Source organism: Mucilaginibacter sp. KACC 22773, from assembly GCF_028736215.1.
Lineage (GTDB): Bacteria > Bacteroidota > Bacteroidia > Sphingobacteriales > Sphingobacteriaceae > Mucilaginibacter.
In genome coordinates this window covers 2,004,825-2,019,056 of sequence record NZ_CP117883.1, presented here as the reverse complement: position 1 = coordinate 2,019,056, position 14,232 = coordinate 2,004,825, and the positions used below count along the sequence as shown (strand labels likewise).

11 protein-coding genes are annotated in these 14,232 nt (G+C 43.3%); 1 reads left to right on the top strand and 10 read right to left on the bottom strand.

What is annotated here, in order from left to right:
* Positions 1-153: 153 nt before the first annotated feature.
* The 10 genes from tnpA to PQ469_RS08740 all read right to left on the bottom strand — a co-directional run bounded on the left by tnpA (position 154) and on the right by PQ469_RS08740 (position 12,041).
* A complete protein-coding gene (gene tnpA, locus PQ469_RS08785) occupies positions 154-549 on the bottom strand; it encodes an IS200/IS605 family transposase (protein WP_274212617.1) in 396 nt (131 codons plus the stop codon).
* Positions 550-914: 365 nt separating this feature from the next.
* The gene (locus PQ469_RS08780; protein ID WP_274212616.1) at positions 915-3,131 is read right to left on the bottom strand and encodes a transferrin receptor-like dimerization domain-containing protein; all 2,217 of its coding nucleotides are present in this window, start codon (positions 3,129-3,131) and stop codon (positions 915-917) included.
* Between the two features lie 476 nt (positions 3,132-3,607).
* On the bottom strand, positions 3,608-6,097 hold the full coding sequence (locus tag PQ469_RS08775) for a YfhO family protein (RefSeq protein ID WP_274212615.1): 2,490 nt from the start codon (positions 6,095-6,097) through the stop codon (positions 3,608-3,610).
* Between the two features lie 321 nt (positions 6,098-6,418).
* Positions 6,419-8,236 carry a glycoside hydrolase family 2 protein gene (locus tag PQ469_RS08770; protein WP_274212614.1) on the bottom strand — a complete coding sequence of 606 codons (1,818 nt, stop codon included), beginning with the start codon at positions 8,234-8,236 and terminating at the stop codon, positions 6,419-6,421.
* A 160-nt stretch (positions 8,237-8,396) separates the two neighbouring features.
* Positions 8,397-9,770: a dipeptidase gene (locus PQ469_RS08765; RefSeq protein WP_090649296.1), complete on the bottom strand. Its 1,374-nt coding sequence runs from the start codon at positions 9,768-9,770 to the stop codon at positions 8,397-8,399.
* 188 nt (positions 9,771-9,958) lie between these two features.
* Positions 9,959-10,129: a hypothetical protein gene (locus tag PQ469_RS08760; RefSeq protein ID WP_177183825.1), complete on the bottom strand. Its 171-nt coding sequence runs from the start codon at positions 10,127-10,129 to the stop codon at positions 9,959-9,961.
* A 39-nt stretch (positions 10,130-10,168) separates the two neighbouring features.
* Positions 10,169-11,404 carry a hypothetical protein gene (locus PQ469_RS08755; RefSeq protein WP_274212613.1) on the bottom strand — a complete coding sequence of 412 codons (1,236 nt, stop codon included), beginning with the start codon at positions 11,402-11,404 and terminating at the stop codon, positions 10,169-10,171.
* A 66-nt stretch (positions 11,405-11,470) separates the two neighbouring features.
* Positions 11,471-11,626, bottom strand: coding sequence for a hypothetical protein (locus PQ469_RS08750; protein WP_177183823.1), 156 nt, complete (start codon positions 11,624-11,626; stop codon positions 11,471-11,473).
* A gap of 51 nt (positions 11,627-11,677) precedes the next feature.
* Positions 11,678-11,821, bottom strand: coding sequence for a hypothetical protein (locus PQ469_RS08745; protein WP_177183822.1), 144 nt, complete (start codon positions 11,819-11,821; stop codon positions 11,678-11,680).
* A gap of 64 nt (positions 11,822-11,885) precedes the next feature.
* Complete coding sequence (locus PQ469_RS08740) at positions 11,886-12,041, bottom strand: hypothetical protein (RefSeq protein ID WP_274212612.1); 156 nt, start codon at positions 12,039-12,041, stop codon at positions 11,886-11,888.
* A 556-nt stretch (positions 12,042-12,597) separates the two neighbouring features.
* Here PQ469_RS08740 and PQ469_RS08735 point away from each other — a divergent pair.
* The gene (locus PQ469_RS08735) at positions 12,598-14,037 is read left to right on the top strand and encodes a tetratricopeptide repeat protein (RefSeq protein WP_274212611.1); all 1,440 of its coding nucleotides are present in this window, start codon (positions 12,598-12,600) and stop codon (positions 14,035-14,037) included.
* Positions 14,038-14,232 lie beyond the last annotated feature (195 nt).

Below are 14,232 nucleotides of genomic sequence, written 5' to 3'. Positions count from 1 at the left end.
CTATTCTCGCTACATTTGGCCGTTTATATGATTTCGCTTACGGAGTTTTCGCACCAATCGAAAAATCGCTTTGTTTCTTCGCAAATTGCAGGAAAATAAAATAGCAGGAGAGTTTACCGATTACATTTTGCATCAAAATATAGCGGTAAATACTTACATCAAATCCTGAAAAACATACCGATCATCGTAAGCTACTTTAAACTTTTTTAAAAAGTCAAGATATTCTTCTCTAAATGTTTGTTTTTTATGATGATCTTCCTGGTTTTGGATATATTTATAAACCTTATCAACCTGCGATTGGCTATAGGAAAATACACCATAACCGTCCTGCCATTCAAAACGCTTAGGGGTTAACGAATGATCATTAATATATTTTGATGATTTTGCTTTTACTGTTTGCATTAAATCCGAAACTGAAACAGTAGGTTTCAAGCCGATAAAACAATGTACATGATCTTCCACACCATTTACAATAATAGTTTTGCAATTGTTTTCATTGATTAGATTGCCTATTACACCAAACAGTTCGGCGCTCCATTTTTTTTTCAATCACCGCGTCTCTGTATTTAACGGCAAAAATTGTTTGAATGTAGATTTGATGATAAGTGTTTGCCATTTTATCGGGGCAATTGATGTTTACTATTTATTTTATATGTACCGAGCCTACGGCTCTCACTCTTCATTTATTTTTATACCACGGGTTGAAACCCGTGGCTACAAAATTGATCGGGGCTACGCCTCTGTATTATGTTTAGCCATATCTGCTCTGGTCAAATGCAGCTAAGGGCCATCGGCCCGAAACATTTTGTAGCCCCGGGTTTCAACCCGGGGTACATAAATACAAACAAGCATAAGTGCCGCAGGCACGGCCCATATTATCAGCCTGGTAGTTCTAAAATATTTATATCGCTGCCCTATTTCACCCCCATCGCCAAATATCCCGCCAATGCATTTATTCTGCCTGCAACCACCCCTATCTGCTCCTTTACTTCGTCCCAATTGCGTTGCTCAATTGCTTCGCGGATGCCGGGGATGGTTTTAACACCATAGCCGGTATAAAAGCCCGGCGCGTAAATGGTGTGTTTGTACCAGCCACGACGAGGCAACCCTTCGGCGGCAAGCAATTGCTGCTCGGCCTGGTACAGGAGTTTGTTTAGTTTATCGTGGTCGCCATCTTTCAGGGCGGCGGCGTTCCAGTAGGTGGCCAGTTTATCGGCGCTTTTCTTTAAGGAATCCAGCGCGCCGGTTAGTGGTTTAAAATCAATTGGGGGTACGGTATCTTTAGCAACCGGCGCTTTGTACAGGTGGGTTGGGTCGGCAGCCAGGGTGTAATCGTTAGCTTTTATCAGTTGGTTATCAATTTTGGTGGCTTCGCGGGTATCATCGGCCAGTTTGGTAAGTTCGGTGGCATATTTGGCAATGGTAGCTTGCAGGCTCCTGAAATCAAATGGCAATACTTCGGCATCGGCCATGCGCAATACCGAGTGGCCGGCAGTTTGCGCCAGGGCAACACCGTAGGCAAACTCCGGATCTTTAAAACGTTTGTAATCATCAAACGAATCATATATAGAGTGATATTCGCCACCGCCGTCTTCGCCGCCAAAACCAAAATCAAGCGTAGGGATACCCAAATGCTGCAGGAATGAAGAAAAATCAGATCCTGAACCCAGCGCTTCCAGCTTTTCGCCTTTACGCTCCAATATCTCTTTCTTGTCGCCGGTTGATTTGGCATTTACCAGTTGCATCGCCTTTTTCCTATCGAACACACTTACTTTGGTTTGTGGGTCGGTTACGCCATTCGTTACCTCGTCAATAAAACTTTCCAGCGCCTGCGAACCGCCTGCACCCAAAAAACCGCGGCCGTTACTATCCGAGTTGATATATACCACCGTTTTCTGCTGCAATTCTTTATCATGTGCCTCGGCATACTCTGTCGAACCTATTAGGCCGGGTTCTTCGCCGTCCCATGAGCAATATATGATACTGCGTTTGGGTTTCCAGCCGGTTTTTAGCAGGTCGCCAAGGGCTTTAGCTTCCTCAATCATGGCTGCTTGTCCGCTTATAGGGTCGTTGGCGCCGTTCACCCAGGCATCGTGGTGATTTCCACGCATTACCCACTCATCGGGATAAGTTGATCCTTTTATTTTGGCAATTACATCATAAGCGGGCACCATATCCCAGTTAAATTCCATTTTAAGGTGAGCTACAGCCTTGCCGCCGCCTATGTGGTAAGTTATAGGCAATGAGCCGGCCCATCCGCCGGGTGCAACAGGGCCATCAAGCGCGGCCAATAAAGGTTGTGCATCATGATAGCTTATAGGCAGTACCGGTATTTTTAATATCGTGGTCGCGTCTTTTCTATCTAAACGTTTGGCATCCTTGGTAGCGCCAACACCGGGCGTAAGCGGATCGCCGGGGTAAATCACCATGTCCATTACCGAGCCGCGCTGCACGCCAAATTCATTCTTGTACGCTCCTTTGGGGTATACATCGCCGGCAGAGTAGCCGTCATCAGCAGGGTCAGAGTAAATAATGCAGCCTATAGCTCCGTGCTCATAGGCTACTTTGGGCTTTATGCCACGCCACGAGCGGCCATATTTGGCAATTACAATTTTACCTTTAACATCAATACCCATGGCAGCCAGTTTAATGTAATCATCTGGCAAACCATAGTTTACAAATACCAGCGGACCGCTAACATCGCCATCGGCACTCCAGGCATTGTAAGTTGGCAGCTGATTGGGCTGGCCGGATGTGGCATCTTCGGGCACGGCCTGTTCTTTTAACACAGCTGTATAAGTTGTTGGTGCAGTAAGCTCAAGTACCCGCGCTTTGGGTGTTGGGAAAAGTACCGTATAGGTTTCTATATGCGCATCAAGCCCGTAGCTTTTGTACATGGCCAATATCTTTTCGGCCACAGCCTTACTACCGGGCGAACCGATATTATGCGGAAATGCCGAAAGTGTTTTAATGGTTTCGCCAATGCGCTGCGAACTTAAACCTGCATCAAACGTTTTTTCGGTTTCCAGTTGTTTTGCCGACGATGCCGGTGTAAAGCCAATTAATGTTTTTTGCTGCGCGAAACTTGCCGACGACAGCGCCAATAAGCCAAGGGTAAGGGTTTTCTTCATGACAGTGTATATGGTGATGCGTGAAGATAATAAAATTTGTTCATGGTTCATGGTTCATGGTTCATGGTTCATGGTTCATGGTTCATGGTTGATGGTTCATGGTTCATGGTTCATGGTTCATGGTTCATGGTTCATAAGTGGAATTCGATATCAATGCTATTGTTTTGGCTTTTTAATTTTTTTTCCCGGTTATCAAAAATCTTGCTACTTGATACTAACTACTTGATACTTTTTTGGGCGTTCCCTGCGGGCGGGCTTTACGCTGCAAGTCCTCGCAGGCCATCGCACCCTACCCCCTCGCTCCGGGCTTTCCGCTGCAATCCCTAACGCTTTTTTGTCTGAACCGCGATTCATCGGATTAGAGGATTACCGGGATTTTTTTGATTGTCTCGTCCTCCAAATCAAATCCAAATAATCCGAAAAGTCTGCTTAATCCGAGTTCAGACAAACTACCGGCATCAGTAAACAAATCAAAATTATTTGTCCTTGCTTTTCTTTCCTATCATTTTCTTTAGCTCATCTCCAAAAACAGCACCGCCCAACAACAGCACCAGCAACACCGAGCCAGCCATGGAAATATCTTCCCCAACATAATACGATGCCGGATGGAAAACAAACTCCACCTTATGCTCCCCTGCCGGGATTGAAGCCGCGCGTAGCAGGTAATTTGCACGGAAATATGGTTTCTCTATCCCATCAATCAGCATCTTCCAGCCTTTGTCATAATATATCTCCGAAAACACCGCTACACCACCTGTTTTTGACGCCGATTTGTATGTCATATGGTCGGGGTTATAGCTTACCAGTTTGATAACGGAAGTAGTATCGCCTGCCTGCAAATTGCCGGCAACGCTTTGATAACTTTTATCAGCCACGGCCTCGTTTTTTGGCGAGAAGCTGCTAAGTGCCTTCATTTCCGCGTCTGCGCCATCAACATATTTTATACTTTTTATAAACCAGGCATTACCGCATGCCTCGGGATTTGGCAATAACATTTGTCCTTGTTTAGATGAATCGGGCACGATGACATATTTGGCATTTAACATGTTCAATACAGCCGGATTTGCTCCCCTGGTAAATTGATTATCTATCAGCTCATCATATCGTTTCATTCGTGCAGCCGAGTACCCGCCTAAAGTTTTATGGAAAAACGGGTTCTGTACATCTTGTTTTATAGCGGCGGTGGCGTCGTATACCCTAAAATCAGGATCCGGATCTTTAGCTATCTCCACATCAACAGGTCTTTGCGGCACTGCCGATTCCTGTTTATCGGTAAAATTGGCATCCTTTAAATAACGTTTATCTACCTGCCAAAGGTCAACCAGTACGATAGCGAACAGCAACATAGATACTGTCGTGAGGCTTAGTTTTTGCTTTATAAGCGCCCAAACAATACCGAAAGTAATCAGCACAAATACCAGCGAACGGATGGCGTCGGAGCGTTCAAGATTAATCCGGTCTTTTACTACCGCATTGGCCAAAGCGTTAGCAGTTGCAGCATCGCCTTTTAAAGCCTGAGTTAAATTTGTGATACTGCTTAACTGGTCGCTTGGCCTGAAACTGAGCAGCAATTCGGGCACCAGGATCAATATCAGCACCAGCCCACCGGTTATATACAAGGCAAGCAATAGCTTTTTAACCAAAACCTTTTTATCAACCGTAATAATAACCTCCTGTATGGCCAGGAAGGCCAGCACGGGGAAGCAAAGCCCGGCCACCGCCAAAATAGATTCAACCGCACGGAACTTATTGTATAGCGGAAAGTACTTCAGAAATATATCGGATACATATGGCCAGTTGCCGCCGAATGACAGCAGCATAGTTAATACCACCGTACCCAACAGCCACCACTTCATTCGGTTTTTTACAATAATGAGGCCCAATACAAACAGGAAACAAATACTTGCACCAAAATAATAGGGGCCGCTGGTGCCCGGCCGTTTCTCGCCCCAGTAAAGTGACAGGCCAGGGAACGACGATATTTGCTGAGCGTAATTTAAAGCCTGCTCCGGCTGTTCGCCTTTATCTGTAAATACTTTAACAGTTTCCGAATTTTGATCAATCAATTCCGGCCCGGATGCACCACCCGAGGCATTTGGCACCAAAAAGGTAAGGCACTCGGCAACGCCCTGGCTATACTGGTAAATATAATCTTTAGCCAGGCCATTTTGCGGCTCTTTGGTGGCGGTGGTTAAATTTGATTTGCCACGGTAGCTATCCTTGCCGTATTCATAAGTGCTCCACAGGGTTGATGCATTTACCGCGAAGGCCAATAGCGATGCAGCAAGCAAATACCCTAACGATTTGAGGAAAGATGCTGTAGTTTTATTTTTGATAGCGTGATAAAGCTCGATACCAACCAAAATTAAAATGGCCAGCATCAGGTAGTAGGTCATTTGCAGGTGGTTCACCTTAATTTCGATAGACAGGAACAAAGCCAATAAGGATGCACCCAACAAATACCGCCTCCTTAAAGCCAGCATAATACTGGCTATTATTGGCGCAAAAAAAGCGATGGCAAAAGCCTGGTTAGTGTGACCGGCCGCCAGTAATATCATATTATAGCTTGTAAATGTAAAAGCCACAGCACCGGCAGCTGCCAGCCAGGGGCTGAGCTTTAACACATTAAATAAAAAGTAGGTACCAAACAAAAATACCAGCACCATACCAACCGGGTTAGGTACGGTGTAGCCAATAACACCTATAATGTGCGTGGCGATGTTGGCCTTGTAAGGTGCCCAGATCTGGTATGCGGGCATGCCGCCGAAGATCTGGTTCGTCCACAAAATGGTGGTATCGCGGGCGTGGTAATCCAAGATCTCTTTTTGGGTCGACTGCGCACCAAGCACATCCCCCTGGCCCAACGTTTTGCCCTGAAATGCAGGCGAAAAATATAAAAAACACAGTACCAAAAAAACACCCGCAACGGCAAAATGTATCCCGTTACGCTTTAGCCAATCCATCATAAGCAGTAATAATTATATAATTTTTAAAAATACAATTATTATTGGTCATTGGTCATTGGTCATTGGTCATTGGTCATTGGTCATTGGTCATTGGTCATTGGTCATTGGTCATTGGTCATTGGTCATTGGTCATTGGTCATTGGTCATTGGTCATTGGTCATTGGTCATTTAAGGGCAAGTTTGATTGGCAACGATTGTTTTAATTTTTTTAATAAATCTACCAATGACTAATCACAGCGCAGCGAAATGACCTATGACCAATGACAAGCGCAGCGTCAATGACTAATGACAAGCAAAGCGTAATGACCAATGACAAACAGGTTATGGTGTAATTTTATAACTCTCCTTAATAACTGCTTCATTTACGGCTTTTACCCTGTTTAACTCCATCTTTTCAACCGCGCGGTCGTAGGTTAATATGCCATTTACCTCATGCTCCACATCGGTGGTTTGGGTGTAGATGGCAACACTTAGCCCTTTGTATTTCATCAGCTGTTCCACTTCGTCCAGTAAAAACACATACCTATCGGTAAGGCGTGCCTTTGTTGGCTCATAATCATAGGCATTGTTTTCTACCGGCCACATATGGTTACGAACAAACATGCCAACGCCACCAAATTCGCCCAAAGATGCCGCGCGATGGTCGTCGGGCACCGAGGCATCGTATGGACCTACATAGATATGGGTATCTACATAATCGCCATTGCCGGGGTCGCCGTAAGCTTTTTGATACGAGGGGTTATTATTAAAGCCCGAATTGCCATTAACCAGCCGGGATGGGTCGTACTGCTTAACCCAGTTAGTTATATTTTTAACATCAAACGCGCCCCAGTTTTCATTAAAAGGCACCCAGGTAATAATGGACGGCGAATTATAATGATCGTCCATAATCGCCTTCAATTCCTTCCGGAATTCCTTACGGGTTTTAAGGGTATCTTCATTTTGATACCAGATGGCCGGCATATCCTGCCAAACAAACAAGCCCATTTTATCGGCCCAGTAATAAAACCGTTGCGGCTCGGTTTTCATGTGCTTGCGGATAAGGTTGAAACCCGCATTCTTGGTAAAACTGATGTCAAATTTAAGCGCCTCATCTGTAGGTGCCGTCAAAATCCCGTCGGGCCAATAGCCTTGGTCAAGCAGGCCAAGTTGCATGATAAACTTGCCGTTCACTAAGGGACGGATAACGCCGTTAACCTTACCCAATTTTATATCGCGCATCCCGAAGTAACTTTTCACTTCGTCGGCAACGCTGCCATCGGCATTTTTCAGGCTGATCTTTAGATCGTATAAAAATGGGTCATCTGGCGACCAAAGTTTAGGTGCTTTAATGGGCAGGTAAAAGTAAGTATCGCGGGCTGATTCTGCTTGCGATACCACTTTGTCGCCATCAAGTGCCACGGCAGTTAATTTTCCGCTCCCCTGTGTATTTACCTGCACTTTTAGCCGGTTATTTGCCAGGTCGGGCAGTAAACGGATGTTATCAATGTAGGTTTTGTTAACCGGTTCCAGCCAAACGGTTTGCCAAATGCCCGAGCAGAAGGTATAATCGCCACGCGGCCCGCTTTTTCCTGATGGCACACGGCCATCATTTAAATCATACGCCGCCACAACCACAGTATTGTTGCCCGCTGTTAAAAAGGGCGTTATATTAAAGCTGAATGCATCATAGCTACCGGCGTGTACTCCCGCTTTGTGGCCGTTTACAAATAAGGTGGTATGATGGGCTACGGCATCAAAATGAATGATCACCTGTTTATTTTTCCAGCCGGCAGGCACCTCGAAACTGCGACGGTACCACATATTAATTTCCTGCTTACGCTGAATGCCGGATAATACGGATTCCGGACAGTAAGGAACACGGATTTTATTTACTTCGCCGGCAAATGACAATGGCTTTTGAGGAGCAAGCGCATCCTGCACATTTTTTCCGCCCTGGTAATCCCACTGGCCATTAAGACACATCCAATCGCTGCGCTGCAATTGCGGCCTCGGATATTCGGGAAACGGAACCGGGGCGTCCATAGCCGCTTTTGTCCAGGCTGTGGGTAACACTGCCTCCTGGGCAAATAAAACAGAACAGCTATTAACGGTAAACAACAGGGACAACAATACCCGCTTAGTTTGTTTTTTAGTCATGGTTTATAGGTTTACTTTGATGTTAAGCCAAACTTAAAATAATTTATTCGATTAGCTGTCTTGATCTGTTTAGCTGTTTTCTTCCTGGTAGTAAAATAAAAATGGCCGGCGAAATATCCACCGGCCTTGAATCTTTTATTTAAAAATCATTGTTCCAAAACTAAGCTTCGCTTAGTTCAGCAAAGTACTTATGGAACAACGGGATAGTTTCAATCCCTTTATAGTAGTTAAAGATATCGTATTTTTCGTTGGGTGAGTGCAGCGCATCACTATCCAAACCAAAGCCCATTAACACTGTTTTAAGGCCAAGTTCGGCTTCAAACAGGGCCACAATAGGAATACTACCGCCGCCGCGTGTAGGTATAGGTTCTTTGCCAAATGATTCGGCGATGGCTTTTTGAGCGGCTTTGTAGGCAATGCTATCTGTTGGCGTTACGACGGGTTCGCCGCCGTGATGCGGTGTTATTTTCACCTTTACATTGGCTGGGGCTATACTCAGGAAATGTTTAGTAAACAGTTCAGTAATCTGCTCAAATGTTTGGTTAGGTACCAGGCGCATAGATATTTTTGCGTGGGCCTTTGATGGCAATACCGTTTTGGCGCCTTCGCCAATGTAACCGCCCCAGATGCCGTTAACCTCTAAGGTAGGGCGCGTACCTGTTCGTTCAAATGTTGAATAGCCTTTTTCGCCCCAAAGTTCAACAACATCAAGATCTTTCTTGTACTCAGCCTCATCATAAGGTGCGTTGTTAAGGGCAGTACGTTCGGCCGGGGTAAGTTCAATTACTTCGTCGTAAAAGCCGGGGATGGTGATATGGTTATTTTCATCATGCATAGCGGCAATCATTTTACTCAGGATAGTAATAGGATTAGCCACCGCTCCACCATAAACGCCCGAATGCAAATCGCGGTTAGGGCCGGTAACTTCTACCTCGACATACGATAACCCGCGCAGGCCGGTCTCTAATGACGGATGCTCCATGCTGATCATCGACGTATCCGATATCAGCACCACATCGGCTTTCAGTTTTTCTTTATTGGCCTTAACAAATATGGATAAGTTTGATGAGCCAACTTCTTCCTCGCCCTCAATCATAAACTTAATATTGCAGGGCAAGGTATCTGTTTGCATCATCAGCTCAAATGCTTTTACATGCATATAAAACTGGCCTTTATCATCGCAGGCGCCGCGGGCATAAATTTTACCATCGCGCACAGTTGGCTCAAACGGAGGTGTGTGCCAAAGTTCAATAGGATCGGCTGGTTGTACATCATAATGTCCGTAAACCAGCACGGTTGGCTTTGCGGCATCAATTATCTTTTCGCCGTAAACAATGGGATAGCCGGCCGTTTGGCATACTTCTACATTATCGGCGCCTGCGTCGCGCAGCTTTTGGGCTACATGGTCGGCAGTATTTAAAACATCTGTTTTGTATTTGGGGTCGGCGCTAACCGAAGGGAAACGCAAAAGGGCAAATAATTCGTCGAGTAAACGTTGCCTGTGCTCATCAACATATTGCTTTATGTGCTGCATGGTATTTAGTTTGGCGCAAATATATTGATGTTTATTGATTTGGGCGAACGCTGCATAACGACGGACGTTACAAAACCAAGCGCCCTATCAAACACAAATTCCCCGAAATATCCAGGGAATATAAAAGTGTTTCGGGAAAACGAACGCCTGTACCTTTAAAAGCTGAAGAGCACATCGGCCCACGTTAATTAATCGGCAGTGCCCAGGTCAGCTTTGGGACCGTGACCTGCTTTAGCAGTGAATGACACGGTTTGGTTTTTTGTAGTATCGGGAGTTGCCTTTGTTTCCTTATTATTTAATGAGTAGGCTGTAATTCCTGATGTTAATATGATGGCTATTGCGATGATGATCTTTTTCATGTTGTGGTGTTGTTATAAGCTGTCAAAATGGAGAGACAATTATGCTGTGAAGTCAGCATTGCCTAAATCTCTTTTTGGGCCACCGGTAAAATCTGCATTACCCAAGTCTCTTTTTGGACCACCAGTGAAATCTGCGTTACCCAAGTCTCTTTTAGGGCCACCGGTGAATGCAAAGTCAGCATTACCTAAATCCCTTTTTGGGCCACCTGTGAAATCTGCGTTACCTAAATCTCTTTTTGGACCACCTGTGAAATCTGCATTACCCAAATCTCTTTTGGGGCCGCCTGTGAAATCTGCATTACCCAAATCTCTTTTGGGGCCGCCTGTGAATGCGAAATCAGCATTACCTAAATCCCTTTTTGGGCCACCAGTGAAATCTGCATTACCCAAATCTCTTTTGGGGCCGCCAGTGAATGCGAAATCAGCATTGCCTAAATCTCTTTTTGGACCACCTGTGAAATCGGCATTACCTAAGTCTCTTTTTGGACCACCTGTGAAATCTGCATTACCCAAATCTCTTTTGGGGCCGCCAGTGAATGCGAAATCAGCATTGCCTAAATCTCTTTTTGGACCACCTGTGAAATCGGCATTACCTAAGTCTCTTTTTGGACCACCTGTGAAATCAGCATTACCTAAGTCTCTTTTTGGACCACCTGTGAATGCGAAATCAGCATTGCCTAAATCTCTTTTTGGACCGCCGGTGAAATCTGCATTACCCAAATCTCTTTTTGGACCACCGGTGAAAGCAAAATCAGCATTACCTAAATCTCTTTTTGGACCGCCGGTGAATGCGAAGTCAGCATTACCTAAATCTCTTTTTGGACCACCAGTGAAATCTGCATTACCTAAATCTCTTTTGGGGCCGCCGGTGAATGCGAAATCAGCATTACCCAAATCTCTTTTTGGACCACCGGTGAATGCAAAGTCTGCATTACCTAAATCTCTTTTTGGACCACCGGTGAAATCGGCATTACCTAAGTCTCTTTTTGGACCGCCGGTGAAAGCAAAATCAGCATTACCTAAATCTCTTTTTGGGCCACCTGTGAAATCTGCATTGCCCAAATCCCTTTTGGGGCCGCCAGTGAATGCGAAGTCAGCATTGCCTAAATCTCTTTTTGGACCGCCGGTGAAATCTGCATTACCCAAGTCTCTTTTTGGACCGCCGGTGAAAGCTGTTTGACTGGATGATAAGATTGCTGTTTTTTTATCTGCACTTACAAATGATGTAAGGATAGTGCTTAGTGCTAATGCTGCTATAATTGATTGCTTTTTCATGATTTTTATTTGAAGAAAGGGGATGTAGTATTTTGTTTGATTGTGAATGTTATTGATGTATATAATTTAGTCGGCCTGGCCTAAATCCTTTTTGAAACCCGATATTGACGGTGCAAGGGAAATAGCTTCTGGTTTTGCAGTTTGTTTAACAGTAGTTTGTGATGATAAAATACCTGTTGCAGCGGTTAAGCTAACAAGGGTTATGATGATGAACTTTTTCATTTCGTTTTTAATTTTTGAGTTCTTAAATGTTTTTACTGATCATTTTGAAAATTAATCTGCACTGCCAAGATCCCTGCGTGCACTGTTTTCGTACGAATGCAGTGACGCCGTTTCGCGGATTATAGTTTGCTTTTTACAAGACGAAATAACCGCGGTGAATAAAACTGCCAGGGTGAGGGTGATGAATTTTTTCATGATCATTATATATTTTGTGTACTTGTGTAGTCCAATTATTTTTTTCCGTTGCGCTGCCTGATAATCAATCGGCATTTGCCAGGTCTTTTTTAAAGCCCGAATCTACTTTTATGAAACTCGCGGCCTGCGGCAGCTCAACTCTTTTTTGCGAAACCAAAATCGCCGATGATAAAACTCCTGTGCTTGCTACAAGCAATGTTAAGAGTGTCAATTTTTTCATATTTATAAATATTTTATATTAAAATTATATTACTTTAAGTATTAATTAATCATATAGATCCAACAATTTGTAAAGGCTTTTTTTGATAGCCTGTAAAATCTCCCAGTTATATTTTATCCTCTTCTTTTTGCCAAATAATGCGCACTACTGTTAAAAATTGTTACATTTTTGTACCCAAATTGTACATATTTTATAAAATTAAATTGTTAGTTTTAAACATAAAATCCCGCAATTATCAACAAAGCAACTTTATACTTTATCAATTATATTTAAGCAACAGGCAGCATATTAACACACATATAATATTTCTTGATATTTTTCACTGCCTAAAAGCAGTTTTAAACGTCATTTTTATGCTAAAAAAATATTATTAAATTCACATTACAGTAATTTAATAAACTGTATATCAATCAATTAACAAGACAAATATAGATATGTTTTTTAATTTTCAAGAAAAATTCATAAAATAATTATCAACATCTTTTTCTTAAGGATTGCTAATATATTTCGGTATAATTTATAACTTTCACTTTCAATATATTGTAACAGCGCTTTAATGAAAAGAACCATCACATTTCTTTTATTTTTTCTTACCACATTTGCCTTATACGCGAAGGATCTTGATGGAGATGCAAAGGCAGATACGAATGAAATTATCCGCATCAATAAACAGGCGCTGGCAAATCGTTTAACCGATCCTGAACAAACAGTTATTGATGCTACCAAAGCCATGGACCTGGCGCGTAAATTAAATTACAACAATGGTATAGCCGAGGCATACCGCGTGTTGGGCCTGGCCAATTATTACCTTGATCAGCCCGAAAAATCATTTGAAAATTATTTAAGCGCCGCTACTTTTTTTACCAGGGCCGGAAACCTGGGCGGCGAAGCCAAAGTGTATAATAACATGGGAAATCTTTATCGTGACCATGACAGCAACAAATCACTCGATTACTTTTTTAAATCCCTGGCCATCGCCAACAAAATAAACGATATCCGTTTAATTGCCTCGCTTAATCTTAATTTGGGCAACGTTTATACCCGCAAAAACAGCTACAGCCAGGCACTTAAATATTACAATAACAGCCAATCTATTTTTAAATCGCTAAAAGACTCGGTGAACCTGGTGCAATGCGCACAAAATATTGGTGTGGTTTATTTTAAGCTGGGGCAATATGATAAGGCTTTAGTGATGTTACTGGAAGCTAATTCGAACGCCAAACGACAGGATTTAAACGAATCAATAGCCAGTATTGATTTAACGCTGGCATCGTTGTACATGAACCAGAAAAAATTTGATGAGGCCGAAAATATAGTAAACGAAGGCATAAACTATACCCGGCTGGTAAAAGACCCTAAACTGGAATACGATTACAAACATACCACATACGAACTGGAATATAACCGTAAAAACTACGCAAAGGCCATGTTTTACCTGCGCGAAATATATAAAATTGATAGCGCTACTTTTAAAACAAATACATCGGTACAAATGAAGCTGATTGAGGCCACACGAAAGCAGGAGGAACAGATAAAAGAGAACGAACGCATTGCCGAACGACAGGCGTATGACCGTACCAAATTTTGGGCTGTAACAGTAGTTGCAGGCCTTTTACTTGTTGTAATAGGGTTGTTGTTTGGCAACGTAAAACGTAAGGCAAAAACAAATGCCCAACTTACACTACTTAATGGCGAAGTATCAAGGCAGAAAGACAATCTTGACCGTATAAACCACCACCTTGAAGAGATCATAGATGAGCGAACCAAAGACCTCCAGATCAAAAACCGTAAATTATCTGAACACTCCTCTTACCTATCGCACCAGATACGGGGGCCTATAGCTACCCTGCGTGGCCTTATCAACCTTGAAAAAGAAGGACTTGTAGACGAAAAAGAATGTATAGCCATGATGGATAGATGTGTATCCGAAATTGATGAAAAAATCATCGAGATGAGCGATATGCTGCACAGCCCACCAAAATCCGGCGCAAGCTGATCGGTTAAAAAAATCAGCGCGGGCATTCGAAACAATAAAAAGGCGAGTTGCAATTATCTAAAGTTAAGCCACTTTTGTATACCGGGTAATTTTCAGTTTTAATCAAATAAACGAATTCGGTTAATGGCTCACAACTTAGCATTGTTACACTACAAAAGCTTTAAATTCATTAAAAATACAAAATCAAACGTCCGG